Source organism: Streptomyces sp. NPDC002276 (assembly GCF_053891435.1).
The window spans coordinates 159,360-181,568 of record NZ_JBSFCQ010000006.1 but is presented as its reverse complement, the minus strand read 5'-3'; the positions used below and the strand labels follow the sequence as shown (position 1 = coordinate 181,568).

General features: G+C 69.3%; 18 protein-coding genes and 1 tRNA gene. 9 read left to right on the top strand and 10 right to left on the bottom strand.

Going from position 1 to position 22,209, the window contains the following annotated elements; translation table 11 throughout:
• The first annotated feature begins 184 nt into the window (after window positions 1-184).
• From ACWIHT_RS17665 to ACWIHT_RS17645, 5 genes are all read left to right on the top strand, one after another.
• Window positions 185-1,396, top strand: a complete 1,212-nt coding sequence (locus ACWIHT_RS17665) for a branched-chain amino acid ABC transporter substrate-binding protein (RefSeq protein ID WP_456169273.1) — start codon at window positions 185-187, stop codon at window positions 1,394-1,396.
• Between the two features lie 140 nt (window positions 1,397-1,536).
• Entirely contained in the window at window positions 1,537-2,466 is a 930-nt protein-coding gene (locus ACWIHT_RS17660) for a branched-chain amino acid ABC transporter permease (protein ID WP_456169028.1), read from the top strand.
• Between the two features lie 4 nt (window positions 2,467-2,470).
• Window positions 2,471-4,348 carry a branched-chain amino acid ABC transporter permease gene (locus ACWIHT_RS17655; RefSeq protein ID WP_456169027.1) on the top strand — a complete coding sequence of 626 codons (1,878 nt, stop codon included), beginning with the start codon at window positions 2,471-2,473 and terminating at the stop codon, window positions 4,346-4,348.
• Window positions 4,349-4,354: 6 nt separating this feature from the next.
• Entirely contained in the window at window positions 4,355-5,200 is an 846-nt protein-coding gene (locus ACWIHT_RS17650) for an ABC transporter ATP-binding protein (protein WP_456169026.1), read from the top strand.
• Window positions 5,197-5,913, top strand: coding sequence for an ABC transporter ATP-binding protein (locus ACWIHT_RS17645; protein ID WP_329247674.1), 717 nt, complete (start codon window positions 5,197-5,199; stop codon window positions 5,911-5,913). Before ACWIHT_RS17650 ends, ACWIHT_RS17645 begins: the two co-directional genes overlap by 4 nt.
• A 79-nt stretch (window positions 5,914-5,992) precedes the next feature.
• Here the strand turns inward: ACWIHT_RS17645 and ACWIHT_RS17640 are convergent, their stop codons facing one another.
• On the bottom strand, window positions 5,993-6,649 hold the full coding sequence (locus ACWIHT_RS17640) for an ANTAR domain-containing response regulator (RefSeq protein WP_019062225.1): 657 nt from the start codon (window positions 6,647-6,649) through the stop codon (window positions 5,993-5,995).
• Between the two features lie 105 nt (window positions 6,650-6,754).
• Between ACWIHT_RS17640 and ACWIHT_RS17635 the strand changes: the two genes are divergently transcribed.
• Window positions 6,755-6,827, top strand: a tRNA-Leu gene (locus tag ACWIHT_RS17635).
• A gap of 104 nt (window positions 6,828-6,931) precedes the next feature.
• Entirely contained in the window at window positions 6,932-7,678 is a 747-nt protein-coding gene (locus tag ACWIHT_RS17630; RefSeq protein ID WP_456169025.1) for a helix-turn-helix domain-containing protein, read from the top strand.
• A 10-nt stretch (window positions 7,679-7,688) separates the two neighbouring features.
• Here ACWIHT_RS17630 and pyk read toward each other — a convergent pair whose 3' ends face one another.
• The gene (gene pyk, locus ACWIHT_RS17625; RefSeq protein WP_456169024.1) at window positions 7,689-9,125 is read right to left on the bottom strand and encodes a pyruvate kinase; all 1,437 of its coding nucleotides are present in this window, start codon (window positions 9,123-9,125) and stop codon (window positions 7,689-7,691) included.
• Between the two features lie 145 nt (window positions 9,126-9,270).
• Window positions 9,271-9,990: an SIMPL domain-containing protein gene (locus ACWIHT_RS17620; RefSeq protein ID WP_456169023.1), complete on the bottom strand. Its 720-nt coding sequence runs from the start codon at window positions 9,988-9,990 to the stop codon at window positions 9,271-9,273.
• Window positions 9,991-10,117: 127 nt separating this feature from the next.
• Between ACWIHT_RS17620 and ACWIHT_RS17615 the strand changes: the two genes are divergently transcribed.
• The gene (locus ACWIHT_RS17615; protein ID WP_456169022.1) at window positions 10,118-11,920 is read left to right on the top strand and encodes a bifunctional metallophosphatase/5'-nucleotidase; all 1,803 of its coding nucleotides are present in this window, start codon (window positions 10,118-10,120) and stop codon (window positions 11,918-11,920) included.
• Between the two features lie 33 nt (window positions 11,921-11,953).
• Here the strand turns inward: ACWIHT_RS17615 and ACWIHT_RS17610 are convergent, their stop codons facing one another.
• The 7 genes from ACWIHT_RS17610 to ACWIHT_RS17580 all read right to left on the bottom strand — a co-directional run bounded on the left by ACWIHT_RS17610 (window position 11,954) and on the right by ACWIHT_RS17580 (window position 20,339).
• Window positions 11,954-13,405 carry a lysine N(6)-hydroxylase/L-ornithine N(5)-oxygenase family protein gene (locus ACWIHT_RS17610; RefSeq protein WP_456169021.1) on the bottom strand — a complete coding sequence of 484 codons (1,452 nt, stop codon included), beginning with the start codon at window positions 13,403-13,405 and terminating at the stop codon, window positions 11,954-11,956.
• Window positions 13,402-14,769 carry a pyridoxal phosphate-dependent decarboxylase family protein gene (locus ACWIHT_RS17605; RefSeq protein WP_456169020.1) on the bottom strand — a complete coding sequence of 456 codons (1,368 nt, stop codon included), beginning with the start codon at window positions 14,767-14,769 and terminating at the stop codon, window positions 13,402-13,404. Before ACWIHT_RS17605 ends, ACWIHT_RS17610 begins: the two co-directional genes overlap by 4 nt.
• Window positions 14,770-14,886: 117 nt before the next feature.
• Entirely contained in the window at window positions 14,887-15,717 is an 831-nt protein-coding gene (locus tag ACWIHT_RS17600) for an SDR family oxidoreductase (protein WP_456169019.1), read from the bottom strand.
• Between the two features lie 113 nt (window positions 15,718-15,830).
• Window positions 15,831-18,314 (bottom strand): aminopeptidase N, encoded by a 2,484-nt coding sequence (gene pepN, locus ACWIHT_RS17595; RefSeq protein WP_456169018.1) that lies wholly within the window; start codon window positions 18,312-18,314, stop codon window positions 15,831-15,833.
• A gap of 56 nt (window positions 18,315-18,370) precedes the next feature.
• Complete coding sequence (locus tag ACWIHT_RS17590; protein ID WP_456169017.1) at window positions 18,371-18,901, bottom strand: response regulator; 531 nt, start codon at window positions 18,899-18,901, stop codon at window positions 18,371-18,373.
• Between the two features lie 153 nt (window positions 18,902-19,054).
• Window positions 19,055-19,405 (bottom strand): chorismate mutase, encoded by a 351-nt coding sequence (locus ACWIHT_RS17585; RefSeq protein ID WP_456169016.1) that lies wholly within the window; start codon window positions 19,403-19,405, stop codon window positions 19,055-19,057.
• A 43-nt stretch (window positions 19,406-19,448) separates the two neighbouring features.
• On the bottom strand, window positions 19,449-20,339 hold the full coding sequence (locus tag ACWIHT_RS17580) for a helix-turn-helix domain-containing protein (RefSeq protein WP_456169015.1): 891 nt from the start codon (window positions 20,337-20,339) through the stop codon (window positions 19,449-19,451).
• Between the two features lie 102 nt (window positions 20,340-20,441).
• Here ACWIHT_RS17580 and ACWIHT_RS17575 point away from each other — a divergent pair, with 102 nt between their 5' ends.
• Window positions 20,442-22,205 (top strand): glycoside hydrolase family 35 protein, encoded by a 1,764-nt coding sequence (locus ACWIHT_RS17575; RefSeq protein WP_456169014.1) that lies wholly within the window; start codon window positions 20,442-20,444, stop codon window positions 22,203-22,205.
• Window positions 22,206-22,209: the final 4 nt, after the last annotated feature.

The window sequence follows — 22,209 nt, the reverse complement described above, 5'->3', positions numbered from 1 at the left end:
CCAACCTGCACGTCATAACAAGAAAGTCACAAGCCAGCGCACGACGATGCCCATGCCCACAGACCGGGCTTAGAGTCACGGCCAGTCACCGCTCCATCGGGAGTTGGGTACCAGCGCAGCACCTCGCCGCTCCAGACCGGAGCGACTGTGCCTGCGGAAAGGACTGATTGTGCGACAGCGTTCTTTGGTGATACTGACCTCCGTTCTCACGACCGGAGCTCTGACCCTCACCGCCTGCGGCTCCCGGGACAGCGACAGCAAGAGCGACAGCGGGACCACCCTGACCATCGGCGTCGACGCCCCGCTGTCCGGTGAGAACTCCACCACCGGCCTCGGCATCCAGTACGGCGTCCAGATCGCCGTCGACGACGCCAACAAGAACAACTGGGTCCCCGGCGTCAAGTTCAAGGTCAAGGCCCTGGACGACAAGGCGCAGCCCGCCACCGGCCAGTCCAACGCCACTGCCTTCACCGGCCAGAGCGACGTCGTCGGCGCCGTCGGCCCGCTGAACTCCGGCGTCGCCCTGTCGATGCAGAAGGTGTTCGCCTCGGCCAACATGGTCGAGATCTCCCCCTCGAACACCGACCCCAGCCTGACCCAGGGCAAGGACTGGGCGACCAGCAAGACGCGGCCGTACAAGACGTACTTCCGCACCGCCACCACCGACGCCCTCCAGGGTGGCTTCGCCGCCGACTACGCGTTCAACGGCCTCAAGAAGAAGAAGGCCTTCGTCGTCGACGACAAGCAGACCTACGGCGCCGGCCTGGCCGGAATCTTCAACAGCGGCTTCAAGAAGCTCGGTGGCACCATCGCCGGTACCGACCACGTCAACACCGGCGACACCGACTTCAGCTCGCTCGTCACCAAGATCAAGAACTCCGGCGCCGACCTGGTCTACTACGGCGGCCAGTACGACGAGTCGGAGAAGATCACCAAGCAGCTCAAGGGCGCCGGCGTCAACATCCCGCTGTTCGGCGGTGACGGCATGTACGCCACCACCTACATCCAGACCGCCGGCAAGGCCGCCGAAGGCGACCTCGCCACCTCCGTCGGCGTCCCCGTCGACACCCTGCCCGCCGCCAAGGCGTTCATCGACACCTACAAGGCCAAGGGCTACAAGGGTGACTACGGCGCCTACGGCGGCTACTCCTACGACGCCGCCACCGCCATCATCAAGGCCGTGAAGGCCGTCAAGGACGCCAACGGCGGCAAGCTGCCCTCCAGCAACGACCTCCGCTCCAAGGTCGTCGACGCCGTCCAGAAGTCCGACTTCGAAGGCATCACCGGCAAGGTCACCTTCGACGAGTACGGCGACACCGGCAACAAGCAGCTCACCGTCTACCAGGTCACCAACGGCGCCTGGAAGGCCGTGAAGACCGGCACCTTCACCGGCTGATCCCAGCCCAGCACCACAGCACCACCGCACCACGGGCCGCGCGGAAGGAGGACCCCGACCGCGCGGCCCGTTGTCACACCCCCCACCCCCAGGCACACGCGTCTGTGCACACGACCACCAGCGACAATGGAGGCCACGCGGTGAACACCCTGCCGCAGCAGCTGGCCAACGGGCTGCTCCTAGGCTCGATGTACGGGCTGATCGCCATCGGCTACACGATGGTGTACGGCATCGTCCAGCTCATCAACTTCGCGCACGGCGAAATCTTCATGACCGGGGCCTTCGGCGCCCTCACGGTCTACGCGTACATCCTGCCCGACGGCACCGCGATGGTGGTCGCCGTACCGCTCATGCTGATCGGCGGCGGAATCGTCTCCGTCCTCGTCGCGGTAGGGGCCGAACGATTCGCCTACCGCCCCCTGCGGCAAGCACCACGACTGGCGCCCCTCATCACCGCCATCGGCCTCTCCCTGTCACTCCAGGAACTCGTCCGGAACTTCTACCCGGGCGCCGACAAGGCCCGCTCCTTCCCCAGCCTCGACGGCAACCACGACATCGGCTCCGTGACCATCTCCGACGCCGACATCTTCCTGGTCGTCGCCGCCATCGTCTGCATGTCCGGCCTCGCCTGGTTCGTCCGCAAGAGCCGCACCGGCCGCGCCATGCAGGCCACCGCCCAGGACCCGGACACCGCCCAGCTCATGGGCATCGACACCAACCGCATCATCGTCATAGCGTTCGCCATCGGCGGCTTCTTCGCCGCCGTAGCAGCCGTCTCCTACGGCCTCAAGTACGGCAACATCGACTACCGCATGGGCTTCCTGATGGGCCTCAAGGCCTTCACCGCGGCCGTCATGGGCGGCATCGGCAACATCTACGGCGCCATGCTCGGCGGAGTCGTCCTCGGTGTCGCCGAGACCCTCGCCTCCGCCTACATCAGCAAGATCCCCGGCATGGAACAGCTCGGCGGCTCCAGCTGGGCCAACGTCTGGGCTTTCTGTCTCCTCATCCTCGTACTGCTGTTCAGGCCACAGGGCCTGCTCGGCGAACGCGTCGCGGACAGGGCGTGATCACATGACCGAGACGACCAAAACCCCGGCCACCCCGCCCTCCGACGCCCCCGCGACCGAGCACCCGGGCCTCATCCCGATGCCGACCGCGGCCGCCCGCGCCCTCACCCTCGGCGGCGGCATCGCCACCGTCGTCTCCGCGTTCCTCGCCTGGACGTGGACCTCCGACTTCCCCGGCGACCTCACGGTCTACGGCTACCCCGGCGGCCTGCAATGGCTCACCGTCATCGGCGGCGTCCTCGTAGCCCTGTTCGCCCTCGCCGGATACGGCATCCGCGGCCTCGGCTGGCTCACCCCCGCCGGACCCACCGGCCCCGCCATCCTCAGCGCACTCGGCGTCTTCGCCACCACCTGGTACACGGTCATCGCGATCGCCGTGAAACTCGGCGGATTCGTCAACCTCGAACCCGGCGCGTACATCGCGGCCATCGCCTCCCTCGCCACGGCCATCGGCGCCTTCGGCCTGCCCGCCGGCGAAGGCGCGACCCAGCGAGCGAAGGAAGCGTCCAGCTCCTACCTCGCCCTCCACGGCCGCTCCCGGTGGCGACTCGTCCTCGCCGGCGTCAAGTTCCTCAACGCCTACATCGGCAAGCCCAGCTCCATCCCCGCCGCCGCACCCACCGCCCCGTGGATCCAGCGACTCGTCATCACGATCGTCGCCGCCCTCGCGCTCACCGTCTTCGCCTACGGCATCGACGCCGAGGACCAGCTCTTCATCGGCTTCCTCATCGTGGTCGTCTTCACCACCTGGGCCCTGCACAGCGCCGGCCTCTTCGACCGGTTCAGCCACCTCACGGCCACCAACCGCAGCTTCGCCCTCGCCATGGGCTTCGTCGCCGCGATCGGCTTCCCCTTCACCCAGACCAACGACCACTACGCCAACCTCGGCGTCAACATCTTGATCTTCGGCACCGTCGCCCTCGGCCTCAACATCGTCGTCGGCCTCGCCGGACTCCTCGACCTCGGCTACGTCGCCTTCCTCGGCGTCGGCGCCTACACCGCCGCCCTGGTCTCCGGCTCCGAGTTCTCCAAGTTCTCCGGCGTCCAGTTCCCCTTCTGGGCCGCCGCCCTCACCGGCGCCGCCGCCAGCCTGATCTTCGGCGTCCTCATCGGCGCCCCCACCCTGCGCCTGCGCGGCGACTACCTCGCCATCGTGACGCTCGGCTTCGGAGAGATCTTCCGCATCTCCGTCAACAACATGGACGGCGTCTCCGGCCCCGACATCACCAACGGGCCCAACGGCATCCCGTCCATCCCCGACCTGTCGTTCTTCGGCTTCAACTTCGGGGACAACCACGACATCGGCGGCTTCACCATCGGCCGGTTCGCCAACTACTACCTGCTCATGGTCCTGATCAGCGCCCTCGTGGTCACGATCTACCGCCGCGCCTCGGACTCCCGCATCGGCCGCTCCTGGATCGCCATCCGCGAGGACGAGACCGCCGCCACCGCCATGGGCATCAACGGCTTCCGCGTCAAGCTCATCGCCTTCGCCCTCGGCGCGACCCTCGCCGGCCTCGCCGGCACGGTCAGCGCCCACGTGACGTACAGCGTGGTGCCCAACCCATACCAGTTCGCCGGAGCGGCCCCGCCCAACTCCGCGTTCCTCCTGGCCGCCGTCGTCCTCGGCGGCATGGGCACCGTCTCCGGACCCTTCCTCGGCGCCGCCCTGCTCTACCTGCTCCCGGAGAAGCTCGTCGCCCTCCAGGACAAGTCGCTCCTCGCCTTCGGCATCGCGCTCATCCTCCTGATGCGCTTCCGCCCCGAGGGCATCATCCCCAACCGGCGACGCCAGCTGGAGTTCCACGAGACCGGCCAACTCGACGTACCGGACACCACGACCCTGACCGACGAACCGGCCATCACCAAGGCAGGGGCGTAGAGAGCCATGACGACACCCGTACTCGAAGCCCGTGACGTCACCATGCGCTTCGGCGGCCTCACCGCCGTCCGCTCCGTCGACTTCACCGTCAACTCCGGCGAGATCGTAGGCCTCATCGGCCCCAACGGCGCCGGCAAGACCACCTTCTTCAACTGCCTCACCGGCCTCTACGTCCCCACCGAGGGCACGGTCTCCTACCAGGGCACGGTCCTTCCCCCGAAGCCCCACCTGGTCACCAAGGCCGGCATCGCCCGCACCTTCCAGAACATCCGCCTGTTCGCCAACATGACGGTCCTGGAAAACGTCCTCGTCGGCCGCCACACCCGCACCAAGGAAGGCCTCTGGTCGGCCCTCCTGCGCGGCCCCGGCTTCAAGAAGGCCGAAAAGGCGAGCGAGGAACGCGCCATGGAACTCCTGGAGTTCATCGGCCTCGCCCACAAGCGGGACCACCTGTCACGCAACCTCCCCTACGGCGAACAGCGCAAGCTGGAGATCGCGCGGGCGCTGGCGTCCGAGCCCGGGCTCCTCCTCCTGGACGAGCCGACGGCCGGCATGAACCCCCAAGAGACGCGCGCCACCGAAGAGTTGGTCTTCGCGATCCGCGACAAGGGCATCGCCGTTCTCGTCATCGAGCACGACATGCGCTTCATCTTCAACCTCTGCGACCGCGTCGCCGTCCTCGTCCAGGGCGAAAAACTCGTCGAAGGCACCTCCGACGTCGTCCAGGCCGACGAACGCGTCGTAGCCGCCTACCTCGGCGAGCCGTTCGAAGGCACCCCCGAGGACCCCCCGCCCGCGACGGAAGCGGAGAGCACCACCAGCACCACCAGCGCCGAGGGAGAAGCCCCGTGACCGCACTGCTAGAGGTCGAGGACCTCAGGGTTTCCTACGGCAAGATCGAAGCCGTCAAGGGCATCTCCTTCAGCGTCGAGGCCGGCCAGGTCGTCACCCTCATCGGCACCAACGGCGCCGGCAAGACGACGACCCTGCGCACCCTCTCGGGCCTGCTCCAGCCCTCCGGCGGCAAGATCACCTTCGACGGCAAGCCGCTCAACAGCGTCCCCGCCCACAAGATCGTCGCCCTCGGCCTGGCCCACTCCCCCGAAGGCCGGCACATCTTCCCCCGCCTCACCATCGCGGAGAACCTCCAGCTCGGCGCCTTCCTCCGCAAGGACAAGGAAGGCATCGAAAAGGACATCCAGCGCGCCTACGACCTCTTCCCGATCCTCGGCGAACGTCAGAAGCAGGCGGCAGGCACCCTCTCCGGCGGCGAGCAGCAGATGCTGGCCATGGGCCGCGCGCTCATGTCCCAGCCGAAACTGCTCATGCTGGACGAGCCGTCCATGGGCCTCTCCCCGATCATGATGCAGAAGATCATGGCAACGATCGTGGAGCTCAAGGCGTCGGGCACGACGATCCTCCTGGTCGAACAGAACGCCCAAGCGGCCCTGTCGCTCGCCGACCAGGGCCACGTCATGGAGGTCGGCAACATCGTCCTCTCCGGCACGGGCGAGGACCTGCTGCACGACGAGTCGGTACGAAAGGCGTACCTCGGCGAGGACTGAGCCGGGTTCCCTTTCTACGACGAGGCCCGCACCCCCGACTCAGGGGGCGCGGGCCTCGTCGTATTCACCGTCCCGGGCGTCAGCCCTTCGAGGACTTCTTCTCGTCCGCGTCTTGGATGACCGCCTCGGCGACCTGCTGCATGGACATCCGGCGGTCCATCGACGTCTTCTGGATCCACCGGAACGCGGCGGGCTCGCTCAGCCCGTACTCCGTCTGGAGAATCGACTTCGCACGGTCGACCAGCTTGCGGGTCTCCAGCCGCAGTGTGAGGTCGGCGACCTCCTGCTCCAGCTGCTTGAGCTCGGTGAAGCGCGAGACGGCCATCTCGATCGCCGGTACGACGTCACTCTTGCTGAACGGCTTCACCAGGTACGCCATGGCACCGGCGTCCCGGGCCCGCTCCACAAGGTCACGCTGCGAGAAGGCGGTGAGCATCAGCACCGGGGCGATCCCCTCCTCGGCGATCTTCTCGGCGGCGGAGATGCCGTCCAGCTTCGGCATCTTCACGTCGAGGATCACGAGGTCGGGCTTGTGCTCACGGGCCAGCTCGACGGCCTGCTCACCGTCACCGGCCTCACCGACGACGGTGTACCCCTCTTCTTCGAGCATCTCTTTGAGATCGAGCCGAATCAGGGCCTCGTCCTCGGCGATGACGACACGGGTCGTCAGCGGAGGCACGTGCGACTTGTCGTCGTCGGGCGCGTCTACGGGCTGGGGCGACTCGGGGGCGGTCACGGGGGCTCCTCGTTCAGGGCAAGGGGGTAGTGCTGGGCAAGAGCCTACCTAGCTGCGATAAGGTAGGGGCACAGCGGGAGACCGCTGACCTTTGTTTCAGAGGAAGCCCCGGTAGTCCAGCGGTAGAGACAATGGATTCAAAACCCATCAAGCGTCGGTTCGAATCCGACTCGGGGCACTTTTCCTTCAAATCGAAGGCTGGCATTTAAGCGGAGGTTCACGTTCGCGTGAACCTCCGCTTTTCGCTGCGTGTCCTCGCGATCACTCTCACAGAGTGTCCACATGTACGACATCAGCACACGCAAGCGAGCCGTTTCACTGCTCGGACAGGGCCGCAGTCTCAACTCCGTGAGCCGCGAGACCGGTATCTCACGCGCCGCGATCCGCTCCTGGCAGGACCGACTCGACCCGCTGCCCGGAATCGCGTCTCCGGACCCCGGTCCACCCGCCGACGATCACGCCTACTCCTACCTCCTGGGCCTCTACCTCGGCGACGGCTGTATCAGCGCCCACCCTCGCGGCACCGGCTACTACCTCAGGATCGCGTGCGCCGACGCATGGCCCGGGCTCCTCCAACTGTGCCGCGAGGCCATCACGAAGGTGCGCCCGGGCATCGGCGTCCACGCACTCCGGAAGGAGGGCTACGCGATGGTCACCAGCTACTCCCGGCACTGGCCCAGCCTGTTCCCCCAACACGCCCCCGGCAAGAAACACGACCGCCGAATCACCCTTGCCCCCTGGCAACAAGACATCGTCGACGCCCACCCCTGGGAATTCATCCGGGGCCTCATCCACTCCGACGGCTGCCGAATCACCAACTGGACGACTCGTGTCGTAGGCGGTGAGAAAAAGCGCTACGAATACCCCCGGTACTTCTTCACCAACCTCTCAACGGATATCAGGCAGCTCTACACCGACACCCTCGACAAAGTCGGCGTCAGCTGGAAACAGGCGAACACCCAGAACATCTCCGTCGCCCGCAAATCCTCAGTGGCCCTCATGCACGCCCACGTGGGCCCCAAACACTGACCCCTCGCCCCTACTTGGGGCTGTCGTCCTCGCCGACATGGTGCACGCGGACGAGGTTCGTGGAGCCGGCCACCCCGGGAGGTGAGCCCGCCGTGATGACGACGATGTCGCCCTTTTGGCAGCGGCCGTATTTGAGGAGGAGTTCGTCGACCTGGTCGACCATCGCGTCGGTGGAGTCGACGTGCGGGCCGAGGATGGTCTCCACGCCCCAGGTGAGGGTGAGTTGGGCGCGAGTGGCCGGGTCGGGGGTGAAGGCCATCACGGGGATGGGGGACCTGTAGCGGGACAACCGCCGTACCGTGTCGCCGGATTGGGTGAAGGCCACCAGGTACTTCGCGCCGAGGAAGTCGCCCATCTCGGCGGCCGCTCGGGCCACCGCGCCGCCCTGGGTGCGGGGCTTGTTGCGTTCGGTCAGCGGGGGCAGGCCCTTGGCGAGGATGTCCTCCTCGGCGGCCTCGACGATGCGGGCCATCGTGGTGACGGTCGCGATGGGGTAGTTGCCGACGCTGGTCTCGCCGGAGAGCATCACGGCGTCCGTGCCGTCGATGACGGCGTTCGCCACATCGGAGGCTTCCGCCCTGGTCGGGCGGGAGTTCTCGATCATCGAGTCGAGCATCTGAGTGGCGACGATGACCGGCTTGGCGTTGCGCTTGGCCAGTTTGATCGCGCGCTTCTGGACGATCGGGACCTGTTCGAGGGGCATTTCGACGCCGAGGTCGCCGCGGGCGACCATGATGCCGTCGAAGGCAGCGACGATGTCGTCGATGGCCTCGACCGCCTGGGGCTTCTCGACCTTGGCGATGACGGGGAGGCGGTGGCCTTCCTCGTCCATGATGCGGTGGACCTCGTCGATGTCCTTGCCGCTGCGGACGAAGGAGAGCGCGATGACGTCGAAGCCGGAGCGCAGCGCCCAGCGGAGGTCGTCCTCGTCCTTGTCGGAGAGGGCGGGGACGGAGACGGCGACTCCGGGGAGGTTGAGGCCCTTGTGGTCGGAGACCATGCCGCCTTCGACGACCTTGGTGTGGACGCGGGGGCCGTCGACGGAGGTGACTTCGAGGCAGACCTTGCCGTCGTCGACGAGAACGCGTTCGCCGGGGGTGACGTCGGCGGCGAGGCCGGCGTAGGTGGTGCCGCAGGACTGGCGGTCGCCTTCGGCGCCCGCTTCGACGGTGATGGTGAAGGTGTCTCCGCGTTCAAGGAGTACGGGGCCTTCGGTGAATCGGCCGAGTCGGATCTTCGGACCTTGAAGGTCGGCGAGCATTCCGATGCTGCGGCCGGTCTCTTCGGAGGCCTTTCGGACGCGCTGGAAGCGCTCCTCGTGTTCGGCGTGGGTGCCGTGGCTGAGGTTGAAGCGGGCTACGTCCATTCCGGCTTCGACCAGGGCTTTGATCTGGTCGTACGAGTCGGTGGCGGGGCCCAAAGTACAGACGATTTTTGCTCGGCGCATGGTTTGAGCCTAGGCCTTACCGGCGGGTAGGGAATTGGTCGCGCATGACTACTCAACAACCTTTGGGTGAAGGGTTATTGACAAGGCTTGAATGTGCGGTGGGGTGCTCCAATGAGCGTTCGAATCGGTGAATTGGGATCTCCAGTCACAGGCTCGGGGGTGCCATCGTGAAGCGGGCGTTGACCTGGGCGTAGACGTGTTGCCGTTGGGGTTCGAGGTCGAGGGGTGCGGCGGCGGTGTCCTCGGCGGCCGCGCCGGCGAAGGACATGGAGCGCATACGGCGCTGGGGCGTGCCGTAGGTCTCGGCGTTCTCGGCGCCGATATCGGCGAGTTCCACGAGGGCGGCGAGGGTGGTGCCGAGTGCTTCGGCGTATTCGCGGGCGCGTTGGACGGCTTCGCGGACGGCTTGCTGGCGGGCCTGGCGGTGGACGGGCGAGTCGGGGCGCAGGGCCCACCAGGGGCCGTCGACGCGGGTGAGTTCGAGGTCGGCGAGGCGGGTGGTGAGTTCGCCGAGGGTGGTGAAGTCGGTGAGTTCGGCGGTGATGTGGACTCTGCCGTGGTAGCGGTGGACGCGTTCGCCGCGGCCGTGTTTGGTGAGTTCGGGGGTGATGGAGAAGCCGCCGGTTTCGAGGCGTTCGACGGCTTCGCCGTAGCTTTTGACCAGGTCGAGGACGGTGGCGTTGCGGCGGGTGAGGTCGTCGAGGGCGGTGCGGCGGTCGGTGCCGCGGGCGGCGACGGTGATGCCGATGCGGGCGATCTCGGGGTCGACTTCGAGGCGGGCTTCGCCGCGGACGGCGATGCGGGGTGCGTCGGGGGTGCCGTAGGGGACGGCGGGTTGCTGGTCGTCCGTGCTGGGGGCGGTCATACGTCCCACTCTGTCAGTCGTGCCGCCTGCTGGTCATCAGATCGAAACCTGCGGGACCTGTCGCATCCAGTAAGAAGCAAGTAAGAATCTACGCGCGTCGTTGACCGTTTCCCGAGGAGATCGAGACATGCCCTTGAACCGCCGGAAGTTCCTGAAGAAGTCCGCCGTGACGGGTGCGGGGGTGGCGCTGGCCGGTGCGGCGGCGGCTCCGGCGGCGCGGGCCGCGCAGAAGAAGCCGGGCAGGCACCCGAAGCGGTACTCGCTGACCGTGCTGGGGACGACGGACCTGCACGGGCATGTCTTCAACTGGGACTACTTCAAGGACGCGGAGTACGCGGACGCCAAGGGCAACGCGATGGGTCTGGCGCGGGTGTCGACGCTGGTGAACCAGATCCGGCAGGAGAAGGGCCGGCGGAACACGCTGCTGCTGGACGCGGGCGACACGATCCAGGGCACCCCGCTGACGTACTACTTCGCGAAGGTGGACCCGATCACCGCGAAGGGTGGTCCGGTGCATCCGATGGCGCAGGCGATGAACGCGATCGGGTACGACGCGGCGGCGCTGGGCAACCACGAGTTCAACTACGGCATCGAGACGCTGCGGAAGTTCGAGGACCAGTGCCGTTTTCCGCTGCTCGGGGCGAACGCGCTGGACGCGAAGACGCTGAGGCCTGCCTTCCCGCCGTACTTCATCAAGAAGTTCCAGGTGCCGGGGGCGCCGCCGGTGAAGGTGGCGGTGCTCGGGCTGACCAATCCCGGCATCGCGATCTGGGACAAGGCGTATGTGCAGGGGAAGTTGACGTTCCCGGGGCTTGAGGAGCAGGCGGCGAAGTGGGTGCCGAAGCTTCGGTCGATGGGGGCGGACGTCGTCGTGGTGTCGGCGCACTCGGGGTCGTCGGGGACGTCGTCGTACGGTGACCAGCTGCCGTACGTGGAGAACTCGGCGGCGCTGGTCGCGCAGCAGGTGCCGGGGATCGACGCGATTCTCGTCGGCCACGCGCACGTGGAGATCCCGGAGTTGAAGGTCACGAACACGGCGACGGGGAAGACGGTCGTGCTGTCCGAACCGCTGGCCTACGCCGAGCGGTTGAGCGTGTTCGACTTCGAGTTGGTCTTCGAGAAGGGGCGTTGGACGGTCGAGTCGGTGGCGGCTTCGCTGCGGGACGCGAAGACGGTCGCGGACGATCCGAAGATCACGCGGCTGCTGAAGGACGAGCACGCGCTGGTCGTGGAGTACGTCAACCAGGTGGTCGGTACGGCGACGGCGACGCTGACGACGGTCGACGCGCGGTACAAGGACGCCCCGATCATCGACCTCATCACCAAGGTGCAAGAAGACGTGGTGAAGGCGGCGTTGGTGGGGACGGCGTACGCGTCGTTGCCGGTGATCGCGCAGGCGTCGCCGTTCTCGCGGACCTCGGAGATCCCGGCGGGTGAGGTGACGATCCGGGATCTGTCGGGTCTGTACGTGTACGACAACACGCTGGTGGCGAAGTTGCTGACGGGTGCTCAGGTGCGGGCGTACCTGGAGTATTCGGCGGAGTACTTCGTGCGGACGGCCGCGGATGCGGTCGTCGACACGGAGAAGCTGACGAACGCGAACGGCCGTCCGGACTACAACTACGACTACGTGTCCGGGTTCTCGTACGAGATCGACATCGCGCAGGCGGCCGGTTCGCGGATCAAGAACCTGACGTACAACGGTGCGGCGCTGGACGACGCGCAGCAGTTCGTGCTGGCGGTGAACAACTACCGGGCCAATGGCGGCGGTGCGTTCCCGCATGTGGCGTCGGCGACCGAGGTGTGGTCGGAGTCGACGGAGATCCGGACGCGGATCGCGGAGTGGGTGACCGCGAAGGGTGTGCTGGATCCGGCCGAATTCGCGTCGGTGGACTGGAAGTTGACGCGGAACGGCACGCCCGTCTTCTAGTGCCTGCCGATCTTCCAGTGCCTGCTGGAGCCCTCACCTTCCTTCGACGAGGGGGGTGAGGGTGCGGGCGGCCCGGCGGGCCTGGGGGATCTGGGCCTGCGGGTCGAGGCCGAAGGTGGTGAAGGCGGTCCGGCCCGGCAGGGGGTAAGGCTCCTTGCCGGTCAGGGAGTTGAGGATGGTGGCGCTGCGCCAGGCGGCGAGGCCGAGGTCGGGGGCGCCGACTCCGTGGGTGTGGAGTTCGGCGTTCTGGACGTAGACCTGGCAGCCCGCGCCGGTGACGGAGGGGTCGAGGACGAGTCTGAACTGCTCGTCCACGCGCGGGCGTTCGGCGCTGTCGCGGCGCAGATAGGGGTCGAGTCCGGCGAGGATGCGGCCGAGGGGGCGTTCGCGGTAGCCGGTGGCGAGGACGACGGCGTCGGTGGTGAGGCGGGAGCGGGTGTTCTGCTGGAGGTGTTCCAGGTGGAGCTCGACCTTGGTGGTCGCGATCCTGCCCGCCGTACGCACACGGACGCCGGGGGTGAGGACGGCGTCGGGCCAACCGCCGTGCAGGGTACGGCGGTAGAGCTCGTCGTGGATGGCGGCGATGGTGTCGGCGTCGATGCCCTTGTGGAGTTGCCACTGTGCGGTGACGAGGCGGTCGCGGACGGGTTCGGCGAGGGCGTGGAAGTAGCGGGTGTAGTCGGGGGTGAAGTGTTCCAGGCCGAGCTTGGAGTACTCCATGGGGGCGAAGGCCTCGCTGCGGCCGATCCAGTGGAGTTTCTCGTGTCCCGCGGGCCGGTTACGGAGCAGGTCGAGGAAGACCTCGGCGCCGGTCTGTCCGGAGCCGATGACGGTGATGTGTTCGGCGGCGAGGAACGTTTCGCGGTGGGCGAGGTAGTCGGCGGCGTGGATGACGGGGACGCCGGGTGCTTCGACGAGGGGCTTGAGCGGGTCGGGAATGTAGGGGGCGGTGCCGATGCCGAGGACGATGTTCTTGGTGTAGGTCCGGCCCAGTGCCTCGGCCTCGCCGTCGCTGTCGAGCTGGGTGAAGTCGACCTCGAAGACGTCGCGTTCGGGGTTGAAGCGGACGGCGTCGACCTGGTGGCCGAAGTGGAGTCCGGGGAGGCTGTCCGCCACCCAGCGGCAGTAGGCGTCGTACTCGGCGCGCTGGATGTGGAAGCGCTCGGCGAAGTAGAAGGGGAAGAGCCGGTCGCGGGCCCGCAGGTGGTTGAGGAAGGACCAGGGGCTGGCGGGGTCGGCGAGGGTCACCAGGTCGGCCAGGAACGGGACTTGGACGGTCGCGCCGTCGATGAGCAGGCCCGGGTGCCAGTCGAAGCCGGGGCGCTGTTCGTAGAAGACGGTGTCGAGTTCGGTGAGCGGGTGGGCGAGCGCGGCGAGCGAGAGGTTGAAGGGGCCGATGCCGATGCCGACCAGGTCGCGGGGTGGATCGGGTTCGTGGCGTGGGGGGTTGGGGGTCTGGGGGTGACCCGTCGGGGGGTGGCTCATCGGGGGGTGTGTCCTTCCACCAGCTTCAGGAGGGCGGCCAGGTCGTCGGGCCGGGTGTGGGGGTTGAGGAGGGTGGCCTTGAGCCAGAGCCTGCCGTCGAGCGCGGCCCGGCCGAGCACGGCCCGTCCGTCGTGGAGGAGTTGACGGCGTACGGCGGCGACGGCTTCGTCGGTGGCTTCGGCGGGCCGGAACAGGACGGTGCTGATGACGGGTGGGTCGTAGAGCTCGAAGCCGGGGTGGTTGTGGACCATGGCGGCGAACTCCCGTGCGCGGGCGCAGACTTGGTCGACGAGCGTGCCGAGTCCGGTGCGGCCGAGGGTTTTCAGGGTGACGGCGAGTTTGAGGACGTCGGGGCGCCGGGTGGTGCGCATCGAGCGGCCGAGGAGGTCGGGGAGGCCCGCTTCGGTGTCGTCGTCGGCGTTGAGGTAGTCGGCGCGCTGGGTGAGGGCGGCGAGGTCGCGGGGGTGGCGTACGGCGAGGAGGCCGGCGGCGACGGGTTGCCAGCCGAGTTTGTGCAGGTCGAGGGTGACGGTGTGGGCGCGGTCGAGGCCGGCGAGTTTGTCGCGGTGGCGGTCGCTGAAGGTGAGGCCTCCGCCGTAGGCGGCGTCGATGTGGAGGCGGGCGCCGTGGGCGGCGCAGAGGCCGGCGATCTCGGGGAGCGGGTCGATGAGTCCGGCGTCGGTGGTGCCCGCGGTGGCGGCGACGAGGACGGAGCCGCGCGGGCCCGGGAGTGCGGTGAGGGCCTCGTCGAGGGCGGCGGGGTCGAGGGTGCCGGCGGGTGCGGGGACGACGACGGGGTCGGGCAGGCCGAGGAGCCAGGCGGCGCGGGGCAGCGAGTGGTGGGCGTTGCTTCCGCAGACCAACTGGACTGTGCCGCCGTGGGCTTCGCGGGCGAGCAGCAGGGCGAGTTGGTTGGCTTCGGTGCCGCCGCTGGTGACGAGGGCGTCGGCGAGGCCGATCTCGTGGGCGAGGGTGCGGGTGACGAGGGCTTCGAGGGCGGAGGCGGCGGGGGCCTGGTCCCAGGAGTCGAGGGAGGGGTTGAGCGCGCTGACGGCGAGGTCGGCGGCGGTGGCGACGGCGAGCGGCGGGCAGTGCAGGTGTGCCACGCAGAGCGGGTCGGCGGGGTCGGCGGCGCCTTCGGCGAGGGCGTGCACGAGGGTGCGCAGGGCGGTCGGGTCGCCGTCTTCGGGCAGTACGTCCCCTACGGCGTCCCGCATGCGGGCGGCGACCGCGTCGGGGCCGCCCGCGGGGAACGGTCCGCCTCGTGCGCGGCGTCCGGTGCCGAGCGCGTCGAGGACGGTGTCGAGCAACGGCCGTAGGGCGTCGGGGCCTTCGGCGCCTGAGGCGAGGGGCGCGTTGCTCATGGGCTGTCCTCCGGGGCGCGGGGCAGGGGCGGTTCCAGCTTGTACCTGGATGGGTCGGCGCGCCCGGGAAGAACAACGATCAGAACCCGAAAGTGTTGTGTGAGCGGTGTGGGAGGGTCACCGGAAGTCGTCCGCGTGGTCCTTCGCCCAGGTGCTGAACGGGCGGGCGGGTACGCCGGTGATCTCCTCCACCGTGGTGGTGATCTCCGGTGTCGTGCCGACGCTTCCGCCGAAGGCCCTGAGGAGGCCGGGGAGCATCTCCGGGGGTACGTGGGGGAAGAGTTCGGGGCCGACCTCGTCCACGGGGATCTCGTCGAAGCGCAGGTCGCGGCCGACGGCGTGGCCGATCGCGGTGATCTGCTGGGCGGTGGTGACCGGTTCGGGGCCGGTGAGTCGGTGGGCCGCTCCTTCGTGGCCGGGGTCGAGGAGGGCGCGTTCGGCGACGGCGGCGATGTCGTCCTCGTGGATCGGTGCCGAGACGCCGTCGGCGAAGGGGCCGCGTACGGTGTCGCCCGCGCGGATCTGCGGGGCCCACTGGAGGGCGTTGGCCGCGAAGGCGTTGGGCCGCAGGACGGTCGCCGCGAGGCCGCTGTCGCGTACCTGTTGTTCGGCCTTGGTGTGCCAGACGTGGATGGGGTGGCTGGTGTCGGCGCCCTCGCGGATGATTCCGGAGGAGAGCATGACGACGTACCGGACGCCTGCCGCGCGGGCCGCGCCGAGCAGTGCCGGGATCGTGTCGCCGGTGGCCTGGAGGTTCAGGAAGAGCTGGGTCGCGCCGGTGAACAGGGCGGCGGGGTCGTCGAGTTGGTGGCGGACGACCTCGGCCTGCCGCGGTAATCCGGCCCGCTGGGGGTCGCGCGTCAGCGCCCGCACGGGCCGGCCGGCGGCGGTGAGGCGTTCCACCAGTGCGCGGCCGACGTTGCCGGTGGCGCCTGTCACTACGATCACGGGTTCCTCCTGGGGCTGATCGTCCTTGGCGGTGTCGAGCCTACGAAGGACGATCAGCCCGCCGCATCGTCGGCAGGGACGAGGCGTGCCCGTGACGGCGTAGGGCTTCGGCCCTACGCCTCCCGTACCTTCAACGCCCTTGCGAGGTCGTCGAGTTGGTCGACGAGCTTGCGGCGCAGGGCCGGGGTGAGGTCGGCGTCGCGGAGGCATTCCTCGCCGAGGCGGAGGGTTTCGGGGTCGACGGCGTGGGTGGGGAAGGCCCAGCGGCCGGCGGCTTCGGCCATGGCGGGGCCCCGGCGGGCGGCGAGGGTGACCGCGTCCTCGTAGAAGCGGGGCACGTACTCCCGTACGAGATCGGCCTGTTCGGGTTGCCAGAAGCCCTGGGCGGTGGCGGTGAAAAGGTAGTTGGAGAGGTCGTCGGTGGTGAACATCGCCTCCCAGGCCGTGTGTTTGGCCTCGGGGTCGGGCAGGGCGGCGCGGCAGCGGGCGGCGCCTTCCTGGCCGGTGGCGGACGGGTCCCGCGCCAACTCGGCGGCGATCGCGGTCTCTTCGGTGGCGCCGAGGACGGCGAGGCGGGACAGGACGCGCCAGCGCAGCTCGGGGTCGAGTTCGGGGCCGCCGGGGACGGTGCCCTCGGTGAGCCAGGCGGCGATGGTGTCGGGGTGGGCGGCGACGTCGATGAAGTGGCGTACGGCGATGAGGCGCAGGCCGGGGTCGGAGCCGTCCTCGGTGCGGCGGATGAGGTCGCGGCACAGGGCGGTGAGGGTGGCGAGGGCGGCCGGGCGGTCCTCGGGGGTGAGGTAGCGGTCGGCGACCTGGGCGGAGGCGAAGGCGAGGACGCCTTGCACGAGGGCGAGGTCCGTCTCGTGCGGGAGGTGGGCGCGGGCGGCGTCCAGGTAGGCGGAGGCGGGGAGTTGGCCGTCGCGGACCGCGTCGCGCAGGGCGTTCCAGACGACCGCGCGGGTGAGGGGCTCGGGGAGGCCGGAGAGGCTGGTGCGGACGGTTTCGAAGGAATCGGGGTCGAAGCGGACCTTGGCGTAGGTGAGGTCGCCGTCGTTGAGGAGGAGCAGTGCGGGGCGCTTGCCGAGGGCCTGGGGGTCGCTCTGCGGGATGTCGAGGTCGAGGCGTTCACGCAGGACGAGGCGGCCGGTGTCGCCGAGGTCCTGGTCGTAGAGGCCGACGGCGATGCGGTGGGGGCGGCTGCCTGCGCGGTCGACGGTGAGGGTGTGGGTGCCGTCGTCGGCGCGGGTGATGGTGGGCGTGAGGGTGTCGACGCCCGTGGTGCGCAGCCATACGTCCGCCCAGGCGTGGACGTCGCGTTCGGTGCCGGAGGCGAGGGAGTCGATGAAGTCGGCGAGGGTGGCGTTGGCGAACTTGTGGCGGGCGAAGTGGGTGTTGATGCCGGCGAGGAAGTCCTTCTCGCCGAGCCAGGCCACCAACTGCCGTAGTGCGGAGGCGCCCTTGGCGTAGGAGATGCCGTCGAAGTTGAGGAGGGCGGAGGCGGTGTCGTCGACGTTCTCGGGGGCCACGGGGTGGGTGGAGGGGCGCTGGTCGGCGTCGTAGCCCCAGGCCTTGCGGACGACGCCGAAGTCGGTCCAGGTGTCGGTGAAGCGGGTGGCTTCGGTGAGGGTCTGGTAGCCCATGTACTCGGCGAAGGACTCGTTGAGCCAGATGTCGTCCCACCACTGGAGGGTGACGAGGTCGCCGAACCACATGTGGGCCATCTCGTGGGCGATGACCATGCCGCGGGTCTGGCGCTCGGTGTCGGTGACGGCGGAGCGGTAGACGAACTCGTCGCGGAAAGTGACCAGGCCGGGGTTCTCCATGGCGCCCGCGTTGAACTCGGGGACGAAGGCCTGGTCGTAGGAGTCGAAGGGGTAGGGCTCCTCGAACTTCTCGTGGTAACGGTCGTAGCACTGGCGGGTGATGTCGAGGATCTCCTCGGCGTCCGCGTCGAGGTGGGGGGCCAGGGAGCGGCGGCAGTGGATGCCGAAGGGCAGGCCGCGGTGTTCGGTGCGGATCGAGTGCCAGGGGCCGGCGGCGACGGCGACGAGGTAGGTGGAGACGAGGGGGGTGGTGGCGGCCTGCCAGCGGCCTTCGCCGAGGTGTTCGGTGATGCCGTTGGCGAGGACGGTCCAGCCTTCGGGGGCGGTGACGGTGAGGTCGAAGACGGACTTGAGGTCGGGCTGGTCGAAGGCGGCGAAGACGCGCTGGACGTCGTTCATGAACAGCTGGGTGTAGAGGTAGGTCTCGCCGTCGGTGGGGTCCGTGAAGCGGTGCATGCCCTCGCCGGTGCGGGAGTAGCGCATGCTCGCGTCGACGCGCAGTTCGTGCTCGCCGGCGGTGAGGGCGGGCAGCGGGAGCCGGTTCTCGACGAGTCGTTCCGGGTCGAGGGGGTGTCCGTCGAGGGTGACGGAGCGCAGCTCGGCGGGCTTGAGTTCGACGAAGGTGTCCGCGTCTACGCGAGCGGTGAACGCGATGACGGTGCGGGAGTCGAAGGTGTCTTCGCCCGTCGTCAGATCGAGTTCGATCGTGTAGCGGTGGACGTCGAGGAGCCTGGCACGGGTCTGCGCTTCGTCGCGCGTCAGTACGGACATGGTGGACATGCTGCCTGATGGCACTGACATGGCACAGAGCCGGTCCGCTACGCGGCTTATGTCCGCTCGGTGGTGGTGGCGGTGTTCTGGGGGTCGCGCTGGTAGGGAACGCGCGCGTCCGGGTGGGGCAGGGCGGGGCGGGATTCCTGGGGCTCCTTGAGGAGGGCGCGCAGTTCGCGGAGTTCCTGTTCCAGGGCCAGGTGGCGTTGGTGGGCGTCGTAGAGGTAGCGGATCTTGGTGCGCAGGGTCCAGGGGTCGACGGGTTTGGTGATGAGGTCGGCGACGCCGAGGCCGAAGGCGGTGGTGGTCAGTTCGGGGTCGAGGCCGAAGCCGGTGAGGAGGACCACGGGGATGTGCTGGGTCTGTTCGAGGCGGCGCAGATAGCGGACCACGTCCAGGCCGCTGACGCCGGGCATCCGTACGTCGAGGAGGAGCAGGCCGACCTGGCCGCGGAGCACCTGTTTGAGGGCCTCGTCGCCGCTGGTGGCGCGGGCGAGCCGGTAGCCCAGTGGGGCGAGGGCGCTCTCCAGCGCGTACAGCGTGTCCTCATGGTCGTCGACGATGAGGATCCTGGCATCCGACGGCATGACCCGAGGTCCCTCCCGCGTGGGACGACCAGCTTATGACGCAGGCGCTGACGGGGTGTGCCCGTCGGCTGACAAGGAGTGCACATGCAGGTGCACAGCGCAGCATCGCCCCGAACGCACCCCGGTGTCACGCCCCTTACGGGTCCGGCGGGCTCAGTTCGCCGTGGGTGAACCGCCGTTCACGGCGTCCTCGGCGATGCGCTCGTGGTGGCGGATCACCTCGGCGACGATGAAGTTGAGGAACTTCTCGGCGAACGCCGGGTCCAGTTTGGCGCTTTCGGCCAGGGCGCGCAGGCGCTCGATCTGGCGGGCCTCGCGGGCCGGGTCGGCGGGCGGCAGCCGGTGGGTGGCCTTGAGGAAGCCGACCTGCTGGGTGGCCTTGAAGCGTTCGGCGAGCATGTGGATGACGGCCGCGTCGATGTTGTCGATGCTGTCGCGCAGCCTGGCCAGTTCCTCGCGCACGGCGGGGTCGACGTCACCGGTTCCGTTGTTGCTGGTGGTCATGGGCGACCACCCTACGTGGAGTGCGGCCACTCGATGATCGGCCCTAGGGGGAGTGCGCCCACCCGATCGTCGGCGGATCGGCGGGATCGGGCACCTGGTCGCTCCAGCCGCCGGGGACGGTTCGGCCCTGCTGGGCGCGGAAGCGGACGGGGGGCATCCCGACGCGGCGGGTGAACAGGCGGGAGAAGTAGGCGGGGTCGTCGTAGCCGACGCGGCGGGCCACGGCCGCGACCGGGAGTTCGGTGGCGGCGAGGAGTTCTTTCGCGCGCCCCAGGCGGATGCCCAGGAGGTAGTCCTTGGGGCTGCATCCGGCGCCCCGGCGGACGGCGGCGCGCAGTGCGGCGGGGGTCATGCCGTGCCGGGCCGCGTGGTCGGCGACGGTCAGCGGCAGGCAGGCGTCGCGGGCGAGGGCCTGGAGGACCGGGTCGCCGTCCGGGGCGAGGTCCGCGCGGGCCCGCCGCAGGGCGACCAGGAGTTCATGGACGGCGGCCCCGGTCTCCACCTCCAGGAGGGGGTTTCCGCGGCGCGCGGCGCGGGCCATGCGCCCGATGACCGCGCGGGGTCCGCTCGCGTCCGAGAGGGCCACCACGGGCCGCTCCGGCTCGATGTAGCCGAGTTCGGTGTACGTCGCCGTCGCGGGCCCGGTGAAGTCGACGAAGCCCTCGTCCCAGCCGGCGCCGGGGTCGGGCGCGTAGTGGTGCGGCACTCCGGGGGTGAGCCACAGCAGCGCGGGCGCGGTGACGGTCGTACGACGTCCGTCCGGGGCGAGGTACCAGCCGCCGCCCGCGCTGATCACGACGGCCACGTGGTGGTCGAGGGTGCGGGGGCCGACGGTGGGGAGTTCGCCGTACTGGAGGCCGACGCCGAGGCAGGCGAGGCCGAGGCGGTGGTGGGCGGGCGCGGGCGTGAAGAACCGCATCCAGGTGTGGTACATCCGCGCCCCCTCACGCATTGCCCGGTTCACACGATGCTCGGTCCAAGTAGTGGCGATCTTTGTCCATGGACGTGATCGCCGCCAAGGGGAGAGAGTCGGGGCATGAGCGAGTTCACCGTGGGCGACAGGGACTTTCTGCTGGACGGGCGGCCGGTGCGGCTGCTGTCCGGGGCGCTGCACTACTTCCGGGTGCACGAGGCGCACTGGGGGCACCGGCTGGCGATGCTGCGGGCGATGGGCCTCAACTGCGTGGAGACGTACGTCCCGTGGAACCTGCACGAGCCGGCGCCGGGCGACTTCCGGGACGTGGAGGCGCTGGGCCGGTTCCTCGACGCGGCCCGGGAGGCGGGCCTGTGGGCGATCGTGCGCCCTGGGCCGTACATCTGCGCCGAGTGGGAGAACGGCGGGCTCCCGCACTGGCTGACAGGTGAGCTGGGGCCACGCGCGCGTACCCGTGACGCACGCTTCCTGGGCCACCTGGAGCGCTGGTTCGGCAGACTGCTGGCCGAGGTCGTGCCCCGCCAACTGGACCGCGGCGGCCCGGTGATCATGGTGCAGGTCGAGAACGAGTACGGCAGCTACGGCTCCGACGCGGCCTATCTGCGGCAGGTGGAGGCGCTGTTGCGCGACCAGGGGGTCACGGTCGCGCTGTGCACCTCGGACGGCCCCGAGGACCACATGCTGGGCGGCGGCTCCCTCCCCGGTGTCCTGGCGACGGTGAATTTCGGGTCCCACGCGCGCGTGGCCTTCGAGACGCTGCGCGCCTTCCGCTCCGAGGGTCCGTTGATGTGCATGGAGTTCTGGTGCGGCTGGTTCGACCACTGGGGCGGCGAGCACGTCGTCCGCGCGGCCGAGGACGCGGCGTCCGCCCTGCGGGAGATCCTGGAGTGCGGCGCGTCGGTCAACGTCTACATGGCGCACGGCGGCACCAACTTCGCCGGCTGGGCGGGCGCCAACCGGGGCGGCGGCGCCCTGCACGAGGGCCCGCTGGAGCCCGATGTGACGTCCTACGACTACGACGCCCCGATCGACGAGTACGGGCGCCCCACGGACAAGTTCTGGCGCATGCGCGAGGTGTTCGCCGAGTACGCCGACGCCCCGCCGCCCGAACCCCCGCCCGCACCACCGGTGTTGGGCCACCCGGCGGAGGCGAGCCTGACCGGCTGGGCACCCCTGGCCGACGTACTGGAGGCACGCGGTGGACCGGAGTACACGGGCCCGGTACCGCCCACCTTCGAGGAGTTGGACGTCGACCGCGGTCTCGTCCGCTACGCGGTGACCGTGCCGGGACCGCGCGCCCCGTATCCGCTCACCGCGCGGGGACTGCGGGACCTGGCGGTGGTGTACGTCGACGGGGAGCGGGCCGGGATCCTCATGGAGGGCGACGAGCAGCTCAAGGAGCCCGTCGCCGGGCACGCGCGCGTGGAGCTGTGGGTGGAGTCCCTGGGGCGGGCCAACTACGGGCCCCGGCTCGGGGAGCCGAAGGGGATCACCGGGGGCCTGTTGCACGAGCGGCAGTACCTGCACGACGTACGCGCGCGTGGGCTACGACTGGACGCGCTGGACTCCCTGGAGGACGTCGAGGGCATTGCGCTGGGGGCACTGCCCACCGGCGACTCCCCCGGTCTGTACCGGGGCACCGTCGAGGTACGGGGCGCCGGGGACGCCGTACTCGAACTGCCGGGCTGGACGCGGGGGTTCGTGTGGGTCAACGGGTTCGACCTGGGGCGGTACTGGTCGGCGGGGCCGCAGCGGGAGCTGTTCGTGCCCGGGCCCGTGCTGCGGGAAGGGGTGAACGACGTGTGGCTGCTGGAGCTCCAGGAGCGGGCTCCGGACACGTCCGCCGTACTGCTCCGGGCGGTGTGAACGC